Here is a 21047-nt window from a genome sequence, read left to right as displayed (position 1 = left end):
CCGCTGAGCGGAGCTACGGACACCGGCGAGTGCGGCGCGACGGTCATCCAGCGCTGCGGGCGGTCGCCGGGATGATCGGTAGTAGCAGCGAGGACCTGCGCTGCCCGCCGGTGAAGAGTGTGGTGGTGCCGCCGAAGACCGTGTGTGGACGGGCGCGTTCGTCGGTGTGGACGAAGATGCCGTTGCCGCGCATACGAACGCCGTACGCTTCCGGCCACGGACCTTCGCCGGCGAACGCGAAGTCGCGGCCGCACAGTGTGACGCCGAGCCGGTATCCGGCTGGGATGATCACCGAGGTGGGCCAGATCTCGATGTCGACGCCGACCGGCTCGCCAGGCCTGAGCGGCTGCGACTCGGTGTAGGTGTGCCAAGGCCGGTACGGCGTGCTGAGCGCTGGGTCGGTCGAGCGAAGCGAGGCGCGTAGCCAGCCGAACGCGATGGCGCCCTCGGGATCCATTGCACCGGGGAAGGTGACGTCCCGTCCGTTCGGGTCCTGCACCCGCAGTACGAGGAACAGGTCGGCGTCTGTGGTGCTGGAGGCAACGGTCAGGTGCGCGGAGGCAGGCCCGGTGATCTCGGTTTCCACGCTCAACGGGTCCGTCCACAACGTGATTCCGTCGCTGAGTGCAGCGAAGTCGACGCTTGTCGCGGACCGCGGCGGCGTGGTGTCCAGTTGCCGGCGGTCGACGTCGAGGTGGAATGTTGTCCAGGTGGTTCGGGCCAGTGGCCACTCGTTCTCGGCGCGCTGCGCGAACGTGCCGTCCACCCTGCGTAGATTGAGGTACACCGGTGGCTGGTCGCGCCAGCCGGTGTCCTCGTCCTTGAGGAAGTGGCCGAAGAACCGTTTCTGCAGCCGCAGGCCGTAGTCGGTGTAGAACTCGACCCAGTGCTGCTGCCCGTGGACCTCGAGCCACTTCTGGCCGGCCGGGATCGTGTTGTAGCCCTCGAACCCGCCGCGGGTATGTAGGTGGTGGCCCCAGTTCGTGGCGGACAGAGTGGGCACGGTGATCCGGGTGAGATCGGCCGATCGGTCCCAGTAGTAGTCGTCCAGAATCGGGCGGGCAAGCATATCGGCGACCACGTCCGCCCGGCTCTTCTCGAGCACGTCCGGATCGAGCGTTTCCGGGCCGGCCACCGGCACTCCTGTGACTGGATTGCGTGCGCCGCGGTCGCCGACGCCGTGCTGCATCGCCTCTACCTGCGGCGGAAACCACTGGCTGAGGAAGTCGCTGGGAATACCGCCGTGGTGGGTGAACTCCCGGTAGTAGTCGGTCGCACCCTCCCATGGACAGATCGCTGCGAGGTGCGGCGGTTGAAGGGCGGCAACCTGCCATTGATTGACGGCGTAGTACGAGATCCCGAGCAGGCCGACCTTGCCGTTGCTCCACTGCTGCACCCCGGCCCACTCGATGCAGGTGTAATAGTCGCGGGCCTCGCGCGGCGAGAAGATGTCGACATACCCGGGGGATCGTCCGGAGCCCCGGGCGTCGACACGGATGACGACGTACCCGTCGGGGACCCATTTCTCGGGATCGACGGTCTCCCAGTTCTGGTAGCGGTTGGACGAGCCGTCGAGCGCGTCGGGATGCTCGGCCTCCAGGTTCGACCACGCGAACCTGAACGCCTGCTGGAACGACAGTCCTTTCGCATACGGCCCGTGGGTCATGATGACCGGATAACGGCCGTCCGTGTCGGGCCGGAAGATATCGGCCCGCAGGACCACGCCGTCGTCCATGGTGATCGGCACATCCCACTCGATACGCATCAGGTTCTCCTTACGTAGGTGTCGGCAGTGCTGGGTGCCACTACCAATGAACCGCGGCCGGAGAAGCCCCGACAGGGGTACCGCGGCGGCGGCCTCAGATACTCTCGATCCGCTCAGCAGATGGAGGTTCGGGCATGGAGCTGCGCCAGCTACGCCATTTCATCGCACTCGCGGAGGAGCGCAGCGTGACCGCCGCGGCCCGTCGCGAGCTGATCGTGCAATCCGGACTGTCGAACTCCCTGCAGGCCCTGGAACGCGAGCTGGGCACCGAGCTCTACGTCCGCGGCACCCGGCCGGTGCGGCTCACCGCCACCGGAGAGGCTCTGTTGGCGCCGGCCCGCGAGGCGTTGCGCGCCGCAGAAACCGCTCGCCGCGCGGTGCAGGAGACCCGGGACGTGCTCGTAGGCCGGCTCCGCCTCGGCATCGCCCTCTCGGCGCAGTACCTCGTACCGTTCGCGGGCTACCTCGGCGCGTTCCTGCGCGACCACCCCGGCGTCGACGTCCGGATGCGCGGCACCGCCGCGCAGGCCATGCTCGACATGGTGGAGAACGGCGAGCTCGACTGCGCCATCGGACCGGCTCTGGAGCAACGCGGCCGGTTGCGCCTTACCTCGCTGGCCAGCGAGCCGCTCGCGCTGACCTGTCGCAGTGATCACGAACTCGTCCGCCGTGACCATGTGACGGTCGCCGACCTCGCGGGCGAGCGCTTCGTCGACGTACCCCCGGGCTGGACCGCGCGGCTGCTGTGCGATGCCCTGTTCGCCGGGGCCGGACTTACCCGGCGGATCGTCGCGGAGGTCGGCGACTGGGAGGTCCTGCTGGAGATGATTGCCGCCGGCGCCGGTATCGGATTCACCCCGGTGGGACTGCAGTACAAGGTCCTGACCGATCCCGACAGCCTGCTGCGTCACCTCCGAGTGGACGGCGCCCAGATGGATCGCCACCTCTACCTGATCCTGCCGCCGCGCGCCGAGACCAGTCCTGCGGCCGCCGCGTTCGCGGCCGGCATGCTGGCGCGGCACGGCGCCGGCTGAGGGCTCCGGCCTCGGGATCTCCAGGAGAGATGGAAGCCATCTCATCCAAGCCCAATAAGTCTGGTATCGGCCTTCGCGAGCAGGCGGTTCTCATCGAGTGGAAGCACCATTCGCTTGCGAGAGGTTTTGGAAATGAGTACAGCTACACGTTCGTCCCGTGTTGAGGTTGCCAGCGCTGGGCGACATCTGGCCGGTTTCTGGTTCGTGGCTGCCGCGTTCCTGACGTTGATGGCGTTCGGTACCGTCCCCACCCCACTGTGGCCGATCTACCAGGTCCGGGATCACTTCGGCGCGACGACGGTGACGATCGCCTTTGCGGTGCTGGTCGTCGGCACCGGCTCCAGTTTCCGGCTGCTCGGCCACCTGTCCGATCGGCTCGGCCGCCGCCGGGTGATCGTCCCTGGACTGCTGGTCGCGATTGCTGCCGATGCGGTCCTGGCCTTCTGGCCTGACCTGCCTGGCCTGATCGTCGGCCGGGTGCTGACTGGTGTGGCGATCGGTCTGATCGCGTCGACAGCGACCGCCTATCTCGCGGATCTGTACCACGAGGCGCGGCCCGAGCGGGACGGATCACCTGTTCCCGCACTGGTCGCGACCGCTGTCAATCTCGGTGGTCTCGCACTCGGCCCGCTGGCAGCGGGAGTACTGGCCCAGTGGGTGCCGTCGCCCTTGCGTACGCCGTACATCATCTTCGGAGCGTTGATGGCGGGGCTTCTCGTGCTCGTGATGGCCAGCCCCGAGACCATCGACACCGCGGCGGCGGATCAGGACCGGCCGGTGCGCTTTGCGCTGCGTCCAGGTCAGCACACAGCCTTCGGGGCAGCAGCAGCCGTCGGGTTCTTCGCGTTCGCGGTGATGGGGTTGTTCTCGTCGCTCGGCGTCATCATCGTGCGCAGCGAGTTGGGCATCACGTCATATTTCGTCGCCGGCCTTGCGCCGTTCGCCGCCTTCGCCGCGTCAGCCGTCGCGCAGCTCGCGCTCGGTAGGCTCGCCCATTCGACGGTGCTCATGATCGGCGGGCTGCTGTTCCCGATCGGGCTGGCGTTGACCGCGGTGTCGCTCTACCAGCCGACGCTCTGGCTGGCGCTCACGTCTGCGGCTCTTGCCGGCGGTGGCGCGGGGCTCCTCATCAAGAGCGGTGTGACTCAGGCCGCGATCGCCGCCGTACCGGCTTCGCGGGCCGGCGTGCTCGCCATGTTCTTCATCATCGCGTACGTCGGCATGGGGCTGCCGTCGATCGCGTTCAGCCTGGTCATCCAGCATGTCGCGCTCCGGCCGTCGATGATCGGTTTCGCCAGTGTGCTGTCGGTCGGCGCATTCATCGCCATCGTCATCGCTCGACGATCGGCCGCCGTCGCCGCGTCCGGCCGACCGGAGATGCAGAGCCGATAGACCTGGTCGGCTGGTGACGAGGCAGCAGATGTGGCCGATCCTCGACGTCGGGGTGCGACTCCATCTGCTGCCTCTCGCAGTGCTGACGCAGGGTCCGTTCCGGCCAGCGTTACCTATGGGCTGCACCCAGCCCGTCGACGGGACCGGCCGAGCGGGCAGCGGACGTCGTGGGTGCCGTGCAGGACGAGTGTTGGCGTCCGGACCTGGTCGACCTGTTTGATCGGTGACATCGCGGCCGCCGTAGCTGTAGCCGGCCACGGCCAGTCGGTTCGCGTCGGCGATGCCTTCGGCAACGAGTTCGTCCAACGGTTCGAGGAAGTCGTCCGCTGCGAGGGATCACTCTCGCCGTTCGTCCGGGATCGACTGCAGGGCTGTTGTGAGGACGGCGTCGAGTATCGCCTTGGCCTGGTCGCCTGCCGGGAGGGCTCGCGCGATCGTGATGGCGCCCACGATCGAGGCGACGAGGGTCCAGGCCTGCTGCGTCTGTTCCTCCTCGTCGCCGGGCATGGCGGGGGCGATGGTCGCGATCACATCGACCATCCGGCGGCGGTATGTCTCGCGGACCGAGTCGCCCGCCCGTGCCACGTCCGCGCTCAGTGACGGCATCACACAGCCGTCTGCGGGGTTCTCGCGGTGCAGGTCGCTGAGGTAGACGCGGAGAACGTCTCCGAGCAGGCGTCGCCGTTCGGCCGGCTCCTTGTCGGCGAGGCCTGCGAATTCGATGCCCAGTTGCGTGGCCACGACCTCTTCGAGGACGGCTTCCTTGTTGGCGAAGTTGGAGTAGAGGGCCCCTGAGGTGACCTGGGCCGACGCGGCCAGGCCGTCGACTCCGACGCCGTGGAAGCCGTTCTCCTTGAGCGTTCGACCCGCCTCCTGCACGATCGCGGCCTTGGCCTGCGCTCTGTGCTCCTTCGTGTACCTCATCCCCGGTCTCCTTCCTGTCTCCGGGCGCTCGGACTTTAGCGTAGCGCTCGCTATATAACGAGCGCTACGCCAAGTACGTCGATCACGGGCGTCCAGGTGGAGGCGGCAGAACGGTGTCGTGCTTCGAGAGCAACCCGAGCATGCGCTCGTCGATGCGCTCGGGTCCCCAGGGCTGCACCTGGACGCCGGGCTGCGGCTCGTCGCCGCCCTCCACAAACATTGCCTCCGCGCCACCGGGTGTGTAGATGAACACGAGCGTTGCGGGGCGGATGCCCGGGTTGTGGAAGCGGTGGACATTGCCGCGCGGCAGAAACACCACATCACCGGTCGACGCGGTGAAGGTCTCGTCACCGCTCAGGAACTCCAACTCGCCGTTGACCACGTAGAACGTCTCGTCGGTCCGCTCGTGGATGTGCGGCGGCGGCCCGCCGCCCGGCGGCACCATCGCCTCTATCAGACCGATCTGCCCGCCGGTCTGCTCACCGGAGAGCATAACGGCGTAGAGGTCTCCGTTGAACCACGTCGTCGCCCCGTCCTTGTTCGGGACGTACAGTCCGCCCTTCTTCGCGTACTCCAGGTCAGCGCTGCCTTCCGGCACGCTAAAAGTCATCTCGAATCCAATCAACCGTTGGTGCGTCGCCGGGTTGCAGTACCCGGGGGACGCGTTCAGTGGCGCAGGAATCCCAAGGTTTGCTGCACGAAAAGGGCGTGGTGTTGGAAGATGCCGCCGTGTCCGGCATCGGGGTAGACGCTCAGCTGGGCATTCGGGAGAAGCTGTGCCAGCTCGAAGGAATTGATCGTCGGCAGCATGATGTCCTCGTCGCCGTTCACGACCAGGACGGGCTGCGCGACGGTCGCCAGTCCGGCGGGTGAGGTGCCCTGCTCCCACTTGGCGAGCGCCGTGACCTGGGCGCCGATTGACTCGTTCGTTACTGGCGTGTCCCGGTCTTGCAGAGTGCGCTCGTCGAGGCGGCCGAGGAAGGCGTCTGCGGCTGCCTGACTGGTCGGCGTCGGCGAGAAGAACAGGATGTGCTTGGGGTGCTTCCCCTGGTCCGACGCCTGCTGAACAGCACTCTGGAGCAAGGGGCCGGCGTTCGCCCCTCCCTTGCCGCCGGCGGGGCCGGTTCCGGCCAGAACGAGGCGCCGGACGAGGTCCGTACGCTTTTGGGCGACGACCTGGGCGACCATGCCGCCCAGGGAGAAGCCCAGCAGGTCGACGGTGCCCAGTCCGAGGGCCTCGAGGAACGCCACGGCATCGTCGGCCATGGCCTCGACGTTGTCGGGGGTCGTACCTCCGGATCGGCCGACGCCGCGGTTGTCGAAGGCGATCACGTGCCGCTCTGAGGCGATGCCATCGATCACCGCGGGGTCCCAGTCGTCCAGCCCGGCCGTGAGGTGGTGCAGGAATACCAGCGGGACGCCGCCGTCGGCGCCCACCTGCCGATACGCGAAGGGGACTCCGTCGACATCCACCGTCATGGTCGGCGTGTCCTTGTAGCTCACTGTCATTGCTCTTCACTCTCCGACTTGTGCCGCGTCGGGGCGGCATACCCAGCGCCGTAGGATAACGATCGCTATATAACGAACGCTATCCTATGGAGGGGCGTACACCAACCGGAGAGCGAAGGGTCACAGATATGCGAGGCACCGACGAGCGCGAAGTCACCGGTTCCACGAAGGTCCAGGTACTGGTAGTCGGAGCCGGGCCCGTGGGGCTGGTCGCCGCCTGCGATCTGGCGCGCAGGGGGATCGCGGTGCGTGTCATCGACGCCGCCGACGGATCGTCGTCGGGTTCGCGCGCCAAAGGGCTGCAGCCCCGCAGCCTCGAAGTGCTCGATGACCTCGGTGTGGTCGGACGGATCATGGCGTCTGGACGCTCCCGTACGCCGATACGCAAGTACAAGGGCACGACTGTCCTGGGGACTAGCGAGGTGAACCCCGATGCCCAGGAACCGAGCAGATCCACCCCCTACACCCGCACCATGCTGATCCCGCAGTGGCGCGTGGAGGAGGTGCTGCGCGAGCGGCTCGGAGAACTGGGCGTGACCGTGGAGTATGGGTCGCGGCTTGTGGGACTGGAGCAGGACGGCGAATTCGCCGCCCATGTCACCATCCAGAACGCGGGCGGGCGTGAGAACGTCTCCGTCCTCTATGTCGTGGGCAGCGACGGGGCGTCCAGTGAGGTGCGAAAGCTCATCGGCGTCGGTTTTCTGGGGCAGACGGACGAGACAGTCAGAATGCTTACCGGCGATGTCGAACTGAGCGGCCTGGACCGCGACTTCTGGCACTGGTGGCCCAGCCCCGACGGGAAGCTCCTGGCGCTGTGCCCGCTGGCGTCCACGGACACCTTCCAGATCCAGATCGGTGTGTCCCCCGATGCCGCGGAGGAGTTCTCACGGGAGGAGATTCAGCGCCTGATCGACCAGCGGAGCGGGCGAAACGATATCCGCGTCCGGCGCGTTGTGTCCCAGTCCGTCTGGCGTTTCAACGTGCGGATGGTCGACCGGTACAGGGTGGGCCGGGTCTTCCTCGCCGGTGACTCGGCCCATGTCCACTCGCCGGCAGGAGGGCTGGGAATGAACACCGGTATCCAGGACGCATACAACCTCGGCTGGAAGATCGCTCACGTGCTGGGCGGAGCCCCTGAAACACTCCTCGATACCTACGAGGAGGAACGGCTCCCCATCGCCGCCGATATTCTGAGTCTCTCCTCGAAGCTCATCTCCGAACGCCTCAAAGGGGGCGTGCCGAGCGAGGGGCGAAGTACGGACACCCTGCAACTGAATCTGAACTATCCCGCCAGCGCACTCAACGACGGCCCCGCGCGATCTGATGCGGTCGTGAACCCGGGGGACCGCGCACTGGACTCGCTGGTCCAGGCAGCCGACGGCACCACCGCCCGGTTCTTCGACCTCTTCCGCGGTCCGCACCTGACCGCGCTCGCCTTCGGGCCGCAGAGCCGCAAGACCGCCCAGGTTCTCGCCGACCGCTTTCCTCGGGAACTGCGGTCGTTCGCTGTCCTACCGCCCGATTCTCCCATCGCCGGCCTGGATGCGACTTCGGTGATCGATCACGAGGGCCACGCTCACCGCGATTACGGCATTGACGGCGACACTCTTCTGATCGTGCGGCCTGACGGTTACGTCGGCCTGCGTGTCACCGACCCGGACCAAGTCCGCGTCTTGGATTACCTCGGGCGAATCCTGCCTCCAGGAAGACCAGTCGGCTGCTGAAACCACCCGGATTTGCTGCGATCTCCTTCATCGGGAAGGTGGCACTCACGCCAAACCGCCGAGCCGGCTGAGGTGGATCTCCAGGAGAGATGGAAGCCATCTCATCCAGGCCCACAAAGTCTGGTAACGGCCTTCTCGAGCAGGAGGTTTTCATCGAGTGGAAGCACTATCCGCTTGCGAGAGGTTTGGAAATGAATACAGCTGCACGGTCGTCTCGTCTCGCGCACCTGATAAGCGTGCGTGCACTCGCCATCGTCATCGCGGCGGTCGCCGGCATCGCCGGGCTGCTCATCGCGGCCGGACCGGGGGGGTCCGCCCAAGCCGGATCCGCTCGCGCTCGATCCGCCCCGGGCGGCGCTGCCCTGACGGCCCAGCGCGCCTGCTCACTCAACCCGTCACCCCCGGCCGGCTTCATCGAGCGCAAAGTCAAAGTGAACGGCATCGGCATCAACTACGTGCGCGGCGGTCACGGGCCCACCCTGCTCCTGCTGCACGGCTACCCGCAGACCTGGTACACGTGGGACCACGTCCTGCCCGCTCTCGCCCAGCACTACACGGTCGTCGCACCAGACCTGCCGGGCGCTGGGCTGAGCGATGCTCCCGCCTCCTCCGCCGCCTATACGAAGAAGGCCATGGCCGCCGACATCTACGCGCTCATGGTCAAGCTCGGCCTCAGCCGCAACATCAGGATCGTCGGCCACGACATCGGCACCACAGTCGCCTATCCGTACGCCGCCGCCCATCGCGATGACGTCGTGAAACTTGTGCTCAGCGAGGCCCCGATCCCGGACCCGACCATCTACACCTTCCCCTCGCTGACTCCGAACGGTCCCGGGCTGTGGTGGTTCGGCCTGTTCGCCGAGAAGAACGGCCTGGCCGAGGACTTGATGGCCGGCCGGGAGCAGCAGTGGGTGACCGACTTCATGCCGACGAGCGAGGTGGTCAAGGGTGCCGTCACCGCATGCGACATGGACATCTACGCCCACTCCCTCGCACAACCCGGACACTTGCGGGCAAGCATCGAGTGGTTCGCCACCCTGCCGCAAGACGTCAAGGACAACGCCATCTACCAGAAGACCAAGCTCAGCATGCCAGTCCTCGCCATCGGTGCCTCGGGCAACCTTGGTAGCCGTGAGGCCACTTGGGTCCGCGGGTACGCCACCAACGTGACCGGGGTGGTCGTCCCGAACTCCGGGCACTGGCTCTACCAAGAACACCCCGCCGAGCTCACCAGGATCCTCCTGCAGTTCCTGCGATAACCGGCGATCGGGCGGCTGCCGCTGCGACCAACGGCAGCCGCCAGTCGGGGCCGATGAGCGCCTCGTCACCGCTACGTTCTGATGCGGATCAGGGTGTCGTGGGGAGCGGCTCGCCGAGCATCGCCGGTGAGCTGTCGGTGGATCTCGCTGGCCATTGTGATCACCGTGTCGGGGTTGTCGCCACACGGGATGAGGTTGAAGGTTGTGCACCCTGCCTCGACATAAGGACCGAGGAAGTCGGTTACCTCCGCAGCGGAGCCGATTGGCGAGTACCGCTCGAACTTGTCGAATGGCAGCCGGTAGGTGGACTGCATCGCATCGGCGACGGCGGATCTGGCACGGTCGCGGTTCGGGGCCAGTCCGCACCAGACGTTGAGTCCGTGCGAGAACGCTGCGGTCTCGCGGCCGATTTCCGTTGCCCGGGCGGCGATGGTTGCTGTCGCTGCCGCGAACCGGGTGGGTGAGATCCAGATCCCGAGGCAACCGTCGCCCAGGCGCGCGGCGCGGTCGAGTGCTGCCGGCGATCTGCCTCCGACGATCAGCGGGGCGGGCTTGGTCTGGATCGGCCGTACGAGTGCCTCGTCGACGGTGAAGTGGTCGCCGTGGAAGGTCACCTGATCGCCGGCGATCAGGTTGCGCAGGACCGTCAGTGATTCGTCCATCCGCTTGCCTCGGGTCGCCGGATCGACGCCGCAGACAGCGACCTCGTGGCGGTCCTCGCCGCCTATTCCGACGCCTAGGGTGAGCTTGCCCGGCGCCAGTTCGGCGAGGTCGCTGAGCTGGCGGGCCACCGGAACCGGGTGGCGCAGCGGAAGCAGGTACAAGCCGACGTAGACATCGAGGTCGGGGCGGCATCCCAGCGACGCGGCGGCCTGGATCAGGCCGTCCATGCCGAAGCCTCCGTGAAAGCTGATGTGGTCGCCGAACAGCACGTGGTCCAGCCCGGCGTCGGCGATGCCGATCACTGCCTCGCGCCGATGCGTGCCCGTGAGCAGACGGCCTCCTATCGCCGGGATCGCCGTACCGACGCGGATACGGCTCGCGGGGCGCTCGGTCGATCCGTCCGGTGACATTGTCATGACAGGCCTGCCTTCGTCTCGCTTCGGGGGACCGCGTACGCCGATCGCGGGTGGCGGGGCACGAACCGGGGCACGCGCCGCGCGTACTCGCCGTACACGTCTCCGAGGTGACGGTGCAGGTCACGCTCCTCGAACCGGACCCCCACGGCGATGTATGCCGATGCAGCGACCGCGAACAGCAGGGCCGAATCGACAGGCACCGCCAGCCAGGCCGGCCCCGCGGGGGCGTCGTCGATGGCGGGGACGATTGGCAGGTCGGCGAGGAACGCGATCGCCCATGTCGCAGTGAGCGCGAACGCAAGGTAGGCGAACGCGGAGTAGACGCGCGAGGCCGCGCCGGTCGGATAGCTTGTCACATCCTTCAGCATCAGTGACGCCGAGATCGCCTGTCAGCAGTGGAACTACCGCACTTCGTCAGGGCCTCAACGACCGCCGGCGACGACCCAGGCCGCGATCTGGGACCGCGACCGGAAACCCAGCCGAACCCGGATGCGGGGGTTGTGATGCCTCGCGATATCGAGTCGAATTGCGGTAGGTCACCGGCCCGCACCTGACGGTCTCGTCGCCCCGCCTGATCCCGCCGCCCGGGCCCCGGCAAACCGCATTAAAGACAGGGGAGGAGACGAGAATGGCTGCTGAGATGCCGACGATTGTCTTGGTCCACGGTGCGTGGGCCGACGCGACCGGTTTCGACACCGAGATCTGTGCGCTGCAGGACCGCGGGTACTCCGCCATCGGGTTCGGCAACCCGCTTCGCGATCTCGCCGGCGACGCCGCCTACCTGGCCGACTTCCTGCGGACCCTGAGCGGTCCGATCGTGCTCGGCGGCCATTCGTACGGCGGCAATGTGATCTCTGCGGCTCACACCCAGTCCACTTGAACTGCGAGAACGGGTGAGGAGCCCTGATGGCAGATACATCTACCAGCGACCCTGAGAGAGTCGGCACGAGGAACCGCAGTCACCTGCTACTGGTCGGCGCCGGCCCAGGCCTCGGCATGGCCGTCGCCCGCCGTTTCGCGGTCGGAGGTTACCGAGTCACGTTGGTAGCCCGGAGTGCCGATCGACTGGGTGATCTCGCGGGCAGCTTGTCCGACACAGGCGCCGAGATCGGCACGATCGAGGCGGACGCAAGCGATCCCGGGGGCCTGGGCGCTCGGGATCGCTGAGCTCTACCGCGGGGAAGATGCGCCCGGAGTCATCATCTACAACGCGGTCATGGGTGCACCTGACCGACTGTTGAGCGCGAGTGTTGCTCACCTGCAGGCCGCCTATGCCGTCGACGTGATTGGCGCCATCCTTGTCGCGCAGGCAGCCGCGCCAGCACTGAAGGCCGCAGGATTCGGCACCATGATCGTCACCGGGGGTGGATTCGCAGATCATCCGATCCCAGCCCTCGCGACGGTCTCTCTCGGCAAAGCCGCTCTCCGGTCAGCCGCCACGATGCTTGGGGCCGACTTGGAACCGGACGGCATCCGGGTGGCGACGCTCACGATTGCCGGACAGATCGTTGCCGGTACTGCTTTTGACCCGGACCGTATTGCCGAGCGCTACTGGGATGTTGTCCAAACCGACGGCCCGTGGCAGGCGGAGTTCCGCTTCACAGGCGAGTAGCCGAAGCAACGAGGATGCGCGCCGAGCACGAGATTGGTACGCGACGGCGTTGGCTCGCAGCACGAGGGCATGCATAGGGCACGAACTGTCGCCTGGGCGGTCACGTCGCGGGCAGCGGATCGCCGCGGTCTCCAGTTCTCGTACGGCGCGGGACGTCGGCGCGAGCCGTGGCTGAGCAGGGCTAGGCACGGGCACCTCCCGGAGGTCCGGGAGCACTCGACGGGATCCCGTAGTCAGGACGGATCACGTTGACCACGGGATTGCCTACGGGTCTGCCAGGGCGCGACGGCGGCGCCGGCGACGGAATGTGAAGGGAGGACATTCCAGAGTGTAGGAAGGCCGGAACGGTGAAGGAAGAACTATCGGACCTCGACGAGGCACTGGCGGCGTTCGTCGAGCTGCGGCCGCGGCTGATGGCGATCGCGTACCGGCTGCTCGGCAGCACGAGCGAGGCCGAGGACGTCGTCCAGGAGACTTGGCTGCGCTGGCAGAAGACGGACCGCACGGTCGTAGCGAACCCGCAGGCTCTGCTGACCACGATGACCACCCGGCTCGCAATCAACGTGCGCAAGTCCGCCCGGCGGCGGCACGAGGCCCTGGTCGATCGCTGGGCGCCCGAGGCAGGCGATGCCGGCAACGATCCGGCGACTCAGACCGAACATCGCGAAGCCGTCGGAGAGGCAGTACAGCTGATGATGGCGAAACTGACTCCGAGTGAGCGCGCCGCCTACGTGCTCCGGGAGGCGTTCGGCTACCCGTACCGGCAGATGTCGGAGCGACTCCAGGTCGGAGTGGCCAACGCCAGGCAGCTGGTCAGCCGCGCCCGCACACATCTCGCCGCCGACGCACGTACAGTGGCGAACTCGGCCTCCCACGAGACCTTCTTGCACGCGTTCCTGAATGCCGCCCAGGCCGGCGAGTTCGCCGACCTGGAGGAGGTCCTGGCCGCCGATCTGGCGGCCTGAGGGTCGTTGCCACCCTCACTGCCCGCAGCTTAGGCTCGGCTATTGGGCGGTGGTGGATGGCGATCCAGCTGCAAGGCCGGCAGCGCGAGTGCGAGACGCTCGATCGGCTCGTAGTCAGTCTTCGAGCCGGGCAGAGCGGTGCGCTCGTGCTCCGCGGCGAAGCCGGAATCGGCAAGACCGCCTTGCTGGATTACCTGCAGACGCACCCCGCCGCGAGCCGCGTCGTGCGAGCAGCCGGCGTCGAGTCCGAGCTGGAGCTGGCGTACGGCGGCCTGCACCAACTGTGCGCCCAGCTGCGGCCGGACCTCTCCACCCCCAGGTACGACGCCCTCAGTACCGCGTTCGGCTTGACTCCGGGTGACCCCCCGGACCGCTTCCTGGTCGGCGTCTCGATGCTGAACCTGCTGACCGAGGTCGCCGAGGACGAGCCGCTGATCTGCTTGATCGACGACGCTCAGTGGCTGGATCGGGTGTCCACTCAGACGCTGGCCTTCGTGGCCCGCCGGCTGCTGGCCGAGCGGGTGGCGCTCATCTTCGCGGCCCGTGACCCCAGCGCAGCCGATGAGCTGTCGGGCCTGCCCGAACTCGCCGTGACGGGTCTGGACTTCAGCGATGCCCGCGCCCTGCTGGATGTGGCCCTCAAGGGTGTCGTGGACGAGCGCGTCAGGGACCGGTTCGTGGCCGAGACGCGAGGCAATCCGCTGGCGCTGATGGAGTTGCCCCGCACTCTGTCGGCCGGCCAACTGGCAGGTGGCTTCGGACTCCCCGACGCCCCGGACGCGCGTGCGCTGACCAGCCGGATCGAGGAAGGCTTCCGGAGTCGCCTCCAGTCGCTGCCGCCCGAGTCTCGGCTGCTCGTGCTGACCGCCGCCGCCGAGCCGATTGGTGACGCCGCCCTGCTCTGGCGAGCTGCCGAGCGGCTGGGGATCGGTCCCGACGCAGCCGCACCGGCGGAGTCCGCCGACGTGATCGACATCGGTGCCCGAGTACGGTTCCGGCATCCGCTGATCCGCTCGGTCGTCTACCGGGACGCCTCGCCGGCGGACCGGCGCAGGGTGCACGGTGCCTTGGCCGAAGCCACCGACCCCGCAGTGGATCCTGATCGGCGAGCCTGGCACCGCGCCCACGCCACCGTCGGGCTCGACGAGGCGGTGGCCGCCGAACTGGAGAGCGCCGCCGAGCGGGCCCGGGCGCGCGGTGGTCTGGCCGCAGCCGCTGCCTTTCTGGAGCGAGCGGCCGGACTGACACCGGATCCGGTACGTCGCGCCGGGCGAGCGCTGGCCGCCGCCGGCACCAAGTTCCGGGCCGGCGAACCGGACGCCGCCTACGAGCTGCTCGCCGCCGCGGAGATCGGCCCGCTGGACGACCTCCAGAGCGCCCACCTCGCGCGGCTGCGCGCCCAGATCGTCTTCGCCCGCAGCCGCAGCAGCGATGCCGGTCCTTTGCTCCTCGACGCGGCCAACCGGCTCGAGGACCTGGGTGACCCGTTGGCGCGGGAGACATACCTGGAGTCGCTCAATGCAGCCATTTTCGGCGGCCGGCTCGGCGACGTCGTGAAAGCGGCCGAGGCAGCGCGCGCGGCTCGTCCTGCCCCTGCGCCGGCCGGCCCGATGGATCTCCTTCTGGACGGGGTCGCCACGCGATTCACCGAGGGGTACGGGGCCGCCGTACAACCACTGCGGAAGGCTCTGTACGCCCTCCGCGCGGACGCCACTCGCGGAGCGGCCAGGCTGGAGCACTGGCTGTGGCTGGCCTGCCCGGCCGCGCCCGAACCGGTCGCGCCCGAGCTCTGGGACGACGACGCCTGGCATGACCTGTCTACCCGCGCCGTCGAGTTCGGTCGAAAGCTCGGAGCCCTCGGTGTCCTCCCGGTGGCACTGTCGCACCGGGCGGGCGTTCACGTGCACGCCGGAGAGTTCGCTGCGGCGGCTTCACTCATCTCCGAGTCCGACGCCATCGCCGCGGCAACCGGCAGGGCGCCGCTGCGGTACTCCCGCCTGATGCTCGCCTCCTGGCGTGGCGAGGAGGGCGCAGCCATGACGACGATCGAGGCCGCGGCCAAGGACGCGACCGAGCGCGGCGAAGGCCGGGCGCTCGCATTGTGCGAGTACGTGACCGCCGTGCTCTACAACGGCCTTTCCCGGTACGACGCCGCCCTCGACGCAGCCCGCCGGGCCTGCGAGCAGGCGGATCTCGGATTCTTCGGCTGGTCCCTGGCCGAACTCGTCGAGGCGGCCGCGCGCAGCAATGCCGATGAAACAGCGGCCGAGGCACTGCAACAGCTCGAGCAACACGCGGGCCCAGCCGGGACCGACTGGGGCCTCGGGGTCCTGGCCCGGTCGAGGGCACTGCTCACCGTAGGCCCGGCCGCCGACGTCCTCTACCGAGAGGCGATCGAGCGGCTCGGCCGCACGCGGATCGCGGTACACCTGGCCCGTGCCCACCTTGTGTACGGCGAGTGGTTGCGCCGTGAGCAGCGTCGCCAGGATGCCCGGTTCCACCTGCGCGTCGCCTACGACAGCCTGGGCGACATGGGCGCGAAGGCGTTCACCGAGCGGGCTCGCCAGGAGCTCGTCGCGACCGGAGCGACAGCGCGAAGGCGGCAGGTGGAGACGCGTGACATCCTCACCGCACAAGAAGCGCAGATCGCCCAGCTGGCTGCCGGCGGGCTCACGAACCAAGAGATCGGCAGCCAGCTGTTCCTCAGTCATCACACCGTGGAATGGCATCTCCGCAAGGTGTTCACCAAGCTGGCCGTCACGTCGCGAAAACAGCTCTCCGCGACCCTGATCGACGCCGCAAGCCCGGTCTCGGCGGTCTGACCTACTTGACGCCGAGTGCCTTCCGGAGCACGTGGATCGCCTGCTCTATCGCCCCTGTGACGGCCGCGGACTCACGCAACGGGTTCAGCATCATGAAGTCGTGAATCGTGCCGTTGTAGCGGACGCTCGTGGTGCGGACGCCGGCCTCGGTCAGCTTGCGGGCGTACGCCTCGCCCTCGTCGCGCAGTACGTCGTTCTCGTCGACGATGACGAACGCCTCCGGCAGACCGGCGAGTTCGTCGAGCTCAGCCCGCAACGGCGACACGGTGCTCTCGCCGCGTAGGGTGTGGTCCGGCAGGTAGGCGTCCCAGAACCAGGCCATTCCCTTGGCGGTCAGGAACGGTCCGTCGGCGAACTCGCGGTAGCTGTCGGTGTCCTGCGCGGCATCGGTCACCGGGTAGTACAACGACTGGTGCACGAAGGTGACGTCTCCGCGCTGCTTGGCCAGCATGGTCACCGCCGCGGTCATGTTGCCGCCGACCGAGTCGCCCGCGATCACCAGCCGGCTCGGGTCGAGGCCTTCGTCGCGGCCGTGCGCGGTGATCCAGCGGGCGGTGGCGTACGCCTGCTCGATCGCGACCGGGTACTGCGCCTCCGGCGAGCGGTCGTACTCGACGAACACGACCGCGGCCTCGGCGCCGACGGACAGCTCGCGGACCAGCCGGTCGTGGGTGCCCGCGTTGCCGAGGATCCAGCCACCGCCGTGGATGTACAGGATCGTGGGCAGCAGCCCTTCGGCGCCGACCGGCTTGACGATCCGGACCCGGACGTCACCGACCTCGGCCGGTACCGTGATCCACTGGTCGTCGACGGTGAGCTTGTCGATCGGTGCTGCCTGGATGTCGTCGAGGACCTTGCGGGCCTCTTCCTTCGACAGCTGGTAGAGGAACGGCGGTTGCGACGTCGCGTCGGCGATCCCCTGCGCCGCCTCCTCCAGAACGTGCTTGGCCATCAGATTGTCCTTCCTTTGATACAGGTTCTAGTTGGGGTCAGCTGCGCGCGGCCTGCTCGATCACCTTGGTGACGGTCTTGGGGTCGGACATCAGGCCGAGGTGCCCGGCGTCGTACTCGGTGATGGTGGCGCCGGCCCGCTTGGACATGATCCGCTGCTGACTGGCCGGGATGATCTGGTCCTTGGTGCCGATCGCGCTCCAGGACGGGATCGTCTTCCAGGCCGGGGTTGCGGATGGCTCGTTGAGTGCTCCCAGTGCGCCGGGTCGCTGGGTCGCGTAGACGAGATCCTTGTCGTGGACGCTCAACCCGGTCGCGAACGACGTGAAGACGGTCGACCGCTTGAGGTACACGTCGGTGGTCGGGCCGGGCGGCAGCGTGGGCGGTACGAGGTCGAAGATGGTCGCCGGGTCGGCCGAGAGCGCGGAATCCGGCCCCACGAGCTGGAACGGGGTCTCGCCGGTGTCCGGTGCGAAGGCGTTGATGTACACGAGAGCCTTGACGTTCGCGAGCCCGGTGGCCGCGTCGGTGATCACGAAACCGCCGTACGAGTGGCCGACCAGCACCACCGGTCCGATCAATGTTTGCAGGAAGGCCCGCACCGACGCCGCGTCGCCTGCTACCGAGCGCAGCGGGTTGGGGATGGCGCGGACCGTGTACCCGTCCTCCTGCAGTCGCTCGGTGACGCGGTTCCAACTCGAGGCATCCGCCCAGGAGCCGTGCACCAACACGATGGTCGGCTTCGCTCCACGCTGCTCTCCGGCAGCGCTCTGCACCGGGTTGATGCTCGCCAGTGCCAGCGCCGCGGCAGTCAGCAGGAACGCCAGGCTGCGCCCGCGTCCTTTGGGTCGGCGAGCGGGGTTCCTCAGGGGAATTCTCATGGATCTGTCCACTTCCGTGCGGGGGACAGCCGACCGCGTGCCGGCCGGCTCATCAATACGTCCGCGCACGGACCCGCGATGTGACAGCCCGGTCCCCCCGGACATGCAAAGATGTTGCTTGCAGCAACAGAGCCCGAACCGACGGCCCGCGGGTGCCGTCCGCTGCCGGCCGGAGGTTGGGCTGCGGCCCTCCCACCGGCGCCGATCTTGCGTCCAGGGGCTGGACTTCGGTGCCTCCAGCATCGACAGTGGATCTCATCCTGCGGATTCGTGGGGTGGGGGGAAGTCCGACATGGTCGATCTTCAGGGGGCGGTTTCGCCGACCCCGCCGGAGGGTGTGGCGGCAGCGGAGGGGGCTGCGGGCGCGCCGCGAGGCGGTCTGGTTGCGCGGTTGCTGGGGGACTGGGAACGCGCTGTAGCCGTTGCCATCGGTATCGTGACTCTGACCGCGGCGCTGCTCACGTACGTCGCAGTCGGCCAGGATGACGCGGCCGCGGAGGCGCGCGGTCAGGCCACGCTGCAGACGCTGCAGCTTCAACGTCAGCAGGCGGTGGCCGCTGTCCGGGTGCAAGCCGAGTCCGCTGCGGCGAGTCGCTACCGTCGGACGCTCGCCGAGGCCGAGGCGCTGGAGTCGCAGGCGACCACGGCCCAGTCGGCCGAAAACGCAACTCGAGCCGCGCAACTGAGAGCCGATGCGCTGGTGCTGCGCAGCATGGCTGATGCCTTCCGGGAGACGACCTTCGACGTGACCCGCCTGAGTGGTCCGACGTCGTCCGCGACCTATGACACCGAGCGTCGACTTGACACGGTCAAAGGGTACGAGTCGTTCGAGGAACTGCAGCCGGACCAGCCCGCTGCTACCACCCGGGTCGCTGAGGGCCGGCATGCGCAGAGCATCCGCACCATGGTGGCGGTCGTCATGCTGCTCGTGCTCGTGCTGCTGCTGACCGTCGGCCGGGTCGTGCGTCCTCGCTGGCGGAAGGCTGTACTCGCGGCAGCCACGACAGGGTTCGTGATCGTGACCGTCGGAGCAGCCGTCAATCTGGCCGTCGGCGGCTGATGAGAAGCGGAGCATGCCATGCCTGTTCCCGAGGCGCAGATCGAGATACCGGAGATCGAGGCGCTGGACACGACGTTCAAAAAGGTCATCGCCTGCTCGGCCGCGCTTCTCGTGCTGTTCGGGAGCCTGCTGGCTCTCGCCGCGAGTCGTGCGAGCGAGCACGAGCAGGACCTGTCGGCTCGTGCGCAACAGGCGTCGATCACTGCCCTCGCCGACTACGGCGCGGCGTACGTAGAGATCTCGAAGGTGGCCGGCAATGATGCCGAAGCCCGATCGCTGCGCCAGCGAGCGGAGTTCGCACGGGTTGCATCGTCGCTCACCGGATCGGACGCGTATCTAGCTGCGGCGCAGGCTTGGGACAGGTCGTCGAAGGCACTGGCGGACCTCGCGGTGAAGGAGACGGACGGGACGCATTTTGCCGATGTGAACCGAGCGGCGGCCGACCGCCTCTTCCAGCCGCGGGTGACCGCGCTCCGAGCCGACGCGCAGCGGGAGACCGCGACGGCGTGGGGCGCGAAAGCAGACCGGTATGTTCTGGGAATCACCTTGCTTGCGGTGGCTCTCGCGCTGTTGGGGCTGTCGCTCACGCTGACTGAGGGTGTTCGGAACGTGGTGGTGGTCCCCGCCGTCATGATCGCGGGCTTCGCGGCACTGGTCGGTGTCGCTGCCGCTGTCCAACGGCCTCACGTCACTCCAGATGCGGCGGTTGTCGCTCTCGCAGAGGGCGACAAGCAGATGGTGCTGTCCCAGCCCGACGCTGCCATCGAGTCGTACACCGCGGCGATACGGCTGCGTGGAGACTATGCGCAGGCCTATCGGGCCCGCGCGACTGCATTCGAACGCGCCGGCAGCCCTGAGAACGCCGTTTACACCATCACCATGGTCGACGAAAAGTATCGGCTTCGAGCCATCGAAGACCTGGACCGGGTACTCGACCTCAATCCGGTTCCCGACTACCTGTCGCTCGTCAACCAGGGCGCCAACCTCTTTCACCTCGGGCGGTATGCCGAATCCGAGGAGCTGACTCGCAGGGCGCTGGAGTCCAACGACCGACTGCCGCTGCCGTGGTCGAATCTGGGGCTTGTCCAAGCAGCCCAAGGCAGGGAAGCTGACGCCCGAGCGTCGTACGCCGAGATGAGTCGGCGCGCGGCCGGCAGGCCCGACCCGGTCGAACAGGCTGATCTGTACGCCAGTGCACGCACCGCGCTGGAGATCCTGGCCGCGATGGAGCCGGACCGGAAGAACTTGGTGCGGGAGCTCCAGGGAACGCTGGTGGCTGACCAAGCGGAACAGGTCTCGCCCGGCCCGAACCCGGCGGGAGCGGACGCGAAGATCTCGGCGCTGAAGCTGACCGCCAGTGGCCCCTACCTCGTGGCGACGTACGACCGAGCGAACCTCTCCGCGCAGTCGCGGGTTTCCTGGATCGGTTACATCAGGCGCAGCCCGGACGAGCCTTGGCAGCAGCGAATGAACCTCGTCGCGATCGCCCGGCTCAGCGCGGCGTCTCCGGGCCGGCAGATTCTCGTGGACCGCGGCTGCACGGGTCGTGGTGAATACCGCCTCGATGCCTGGCTCGATGACCGGTTGCTGGCCACCGCCACTGTGACCACGACCGCCGCGGCCACGTCGTACACGAGTTCCTATGACCCGGCGGGCGGCATCTCGGCCTGTCGTCCTACCGGCTGGAGTATGGATGACGCGCTGCCAGGACGAGTTCGGCTGTCCTCCAACGAGGAAACGCTGACAGTACGTACGGCGCCGCTCCCGGCGGAGCTCCTCGACAGATCCGCGAGCCTCGTGGCCGGGACAGCGCTGGACACCGAGTCCAGCTGCGTTGGGCTGGGCGCACCCACGGCGCAATCGTTCGGTTCGGTGGGCGGTATAGACGGCGTCGTCCGCGTTTACAGACAGCAGAAGGGTGGCGGCCGCGCAGTCCTGTGCTGGGCCGGAGTTGGCGCGGACAGCTCGCTCCGGGTGGTGATCGCCCAGTACCCGAGCACGACAACTTCCGCTGCACTCATCGGTGACCTGATCAATCGGCTGTCGTTCGACGTCCGCCAGAAGTGACTG

The 21047-nt window shown here is 67.9% G+C and carries 19 protein-coding genes; 11 read left to right on the top strand and 8 right to left on the bottom strand.

All coding sequences use genetic code 11. The annotated features are described in order from the left end of the window. Positions 1–43: 43 nt before the first annotated feature. Positions 44–1765 (bottom strand): CocE/NonD family hydrolase, encoded by a 1722-nt coding sequence (locus tag ACXC9Q_RS22600; protein ID WP_457058619.1) that lies wholly within the window; start codon positions 1763–1765, stop codon positions 44–46. 134 nt (positions 1766–1899) lie between these two features. Here ACXC9Q_RS22600 and ACXC9Q_RS22595 point away from each other — a divergent pair, with 134 nt between their 5' ends. Both ACXC9Q_RS22595 and ACXC9Q_RS22590 read left to right on the top strand, forming a co-directional pair. Continuing rightward, on the top strand, positions 1900–2799 hold the full coding sequence (locus ACXC9Q_RS22595; RefSeq protein WP_457058618.1) for a LysR family transcriptional regulator: 900 nt from the start codon (positions 1900–1902) through the stop codon (positions 2797–2799). A gap of 132 nt (positions 2800–2931) precedes the next feature. Next, positions 2932–4191, top strand: coding sequence for an MFS transporter (locus ACXC9Q_RS22590; protein WP_457058617.1), 1260 nt, complete (start codon positions 2932–2934; stop codon positions 4189–4191). Between the two features lie 336 nt (positions 4192–4527). Here the strand turns inward: ACXC9Q_RS22590 and ACXC9Q_RS22585 are convergent, their stop codons facing one another. The 3 genes from ACXC9Q_RS22585 to ACXC9Q_RS22575 form a co-directional block, all read right to left on the bottom strand. Further along, a complete protein-coding gene (locus ACXC9Q_RS22585; RefSeq protein WP_457058616.1) occupies positions 4528–5115 on the bottom strand; it encodes a TetR/AcrR family transcriptional regulator in 588 nt (195 codons plus the stop codon). Positions 5116–5197: 82 nt separating this feature from the next. Further along, positions 5198–5725: a cupin domain-containing protein gene (locus ACXC9Q_RS22580; protein ID WP_457058615.1), complete on the bottom strand. Its 528-nt coding sequence runs from the start codon at positions 5723–5725 to the stop codon at positions 5198–5200. Between the two features lie 56 nt (positions 5726–5781). Then, positions 5782–6624, bottom strand: coding sequence for an alpha/beta fold hydrolase (locus tag ACXC9Q_RS22575; RefSeq protein WP_457058614.1), 843 nt, complete (start codon positions 6622–6624; stop codon positions 5782–5784). Between the two features lie 128 nt (positions 6625–6752). Here ACXC9Q_RS22575 and ACXC9Q_RS22570 point away from each other — a divergent pair, with 128 nt between their 5' ends. Next, positions 6753–8348 (top strand): FAD-dependent monooxygenase, encoded by a 1596-nt coding sequence (locus ACXC9Q_RS22570; RefSeq protein ID WP_457058613.1) that lies wholly within the window; start codon positions 6753–6755, stop codon positions 8346–8348. Between the two features lie 191 nt (positions 8349–8539). Beyond that, positions 8540–9607: an alpha/beta fold hydrolase gene (locus tag ACXC9Q_RS22565; RefSeq protein ID WP_457058612.1), complete on the top strand. Its 1068-nt coding sequence runs from the start codon at positions 8540–8542 to the stop codon at positions 9605–9607. Between the two features lie 71 nt (positions 9608–9678). On the opposite strand, the gene ACXC9Q_RS22560 is transcribed toward ACXC9Q_RS22565, so the two are convergent. Both ACXC9Q_RS22560 and ACXC9Q_RS22555 read right to left on the bottom strand, forming a co-directional pair. After that, on the bottom strand, positions 9679–10686 hold the full coding sequence (locus ACXC9Q_RS22560; RefSeq protein ID WP_457058611.1) for an LLM class flavin-dependent oxidoreductase: 1008 nt from the start codon (positions 10684–10686) through the stop codon (positions 9679–9681). Next, on the bottom strand, positions 10683–11042 hold the full coding sequence (locus ACXC9Q_RS22555) for a methyltransferase family protein (protein WP_457058610.1): 360 nt from the start codon (positions 11040–11042) through the stop codon (positions 10683–10685). The genes ACXC9Q_RS22560 and ACXC9Q_RS22555 overlap by 4 nt, the downstream gene beginning before the upstream one ends. A gap of 272 nt (positions 11043–11314) precedes the next feature. Here ACXC9Q_RS22555 and ACXC9Q_RS22550 point away from each other — a divergent pair, with 272 nt between their 5' ends. From ACXC9Q_RS22550 to ACXC9Q_RS22530, 5 genes are all read left to right on the top strand, one after another. Next, positions 11315–11566 carry an alpha/beta fold hydrolase gene (locus ACXC9Q_RS22550; RefSeq protein WP_457058609.1) on the top strand — a complete coding sequence of 84 codons (252 nt, stop codon included), beginning with the start codon at positions 11315–11317 and terminating at the stop codon, positions 11564–11566. Positions 11567–11592: 26 nt separating this feature from the next. Then, the gene (locus ACXC9Q_RS22545) at positions 11593–11853 is read left to right on the top strand and encodes an SDR family NAD(P)-dependent oxidoreductase (protein ID WP_457058608.1); all 261 of its coding nucleotides are present in this window, start codon (positions 11593–11595) and stop codon (positions 11851–11853) included. Further along, complete coding sequence (locus ACXC9Q_RS22540) at positions 11741–12298, top strand: SDR family oxidoreductase (protein WP_457058607.1); 558 nt, start codon at positions 11741–11743, stop codon at positions 12296–12298. Before ACXC9Q_RS22545 ends, ACXC9Q_RS22540 begins: the two co-directional genes overlap by 113 nt. Positions 12299–12645: 347 nt before the next feature. Continuing rightward, complete coding sequence (locus ACXC9Q_RS22535; RefSeq protein WP_457058606.1) at positions 12646–13263, top strand: sigma-70 family RNA polymerase sigma factor; 618 nt, start codon at positions 12646–12648, stop codon at positions 13261–13263. A 56-nt stretch (positions 13264–13319) separates the two neighbouring features. Continuing rightward, positions 13320–16085 carry a helix-turn-helix transcriptional regulator gene (locus ACXC9Q_RS22530; RefSeq protein WP_457058605.1) on the top strand — a complete coding sequence of 922 codons (2766 nt, stop codon included), beginning with the start codon at positions 13320–13322 and terminating at the stop codon, positions 16083–16085. A 1-nt stretch (position 16086) separates the two neighbouring features. Here the strand turns inward: ACXC9Q_RS22530 and ACXC9Q_RS22525 are convergent, their stop codons facing one another. Together ACXC9Q_RS22525 and ACXC9Q_RS22520 are read right to left on the bottom strand one after the other, a co-directional pair. Continuing rightward, positions 16087–17037 (bottom strand): alpha/beta hydrolase, encoded by a 951-nt coding sequence (locus tag ACXC9Q_RS22525; RefSeq protein WP_457058604.1) that lies wholly within the window; start codon positions 17035–17037, stop codon positions 16087–16089. Between the two features lie 37 nt (positions 17038–17074). Then, positions 17075–17917, bottom strand: coding sequence for an alpha/beta fold hydrolase (locus ACXC9Q_RS22520; protein ID WP_457058602.1), 843 nt, complete (start codon positions 17915–17917; stop codon positions 17075–17077). Positions 17918–18353: 436 nt separating this feature from the next. Here ACXC9Q_RS22520 and ACXC9Q_RS22515 point away from each other — a divergent pair, with 436 nt between their 5' ends. Together ACXC9Q_RS22515 and ACXC9Q_RS22510 are read left to right on the top strand one after the other, a co-directional pair. After that, on the top strand, positions 18354–18977 hold the full coding sequence (locus ACXC9Q_RS22515; RefSeq protein ID WP_457058601.1) for a hypothetical protein: 624 nt from the start codon (positions 18354–18356) through the stop codon (positions 18975–18977). A gap of 18 nt (positions 18978–18995) precedes the next feature. After that, positions 18996–21044, top strand: a complete 2049-nt coding sequence (locus tag ACXC9Q_RS22510) for a tetratricopeptide repeat protein (RefSeq protein WP_457058600.1) — start codon at positions 18996–18998, stop codon at positions 21042–21044. The last annotated feature ends 3 nt before the right edge of the window (positions 21045–21047 follow it).

The sequence above is a fragment of the Kribbella sp. CWNU-51 genome, assembly GCF_054073265.1.
This window is presented reverse-complemented; position numbering and strand designations above follow the sequence as displayed.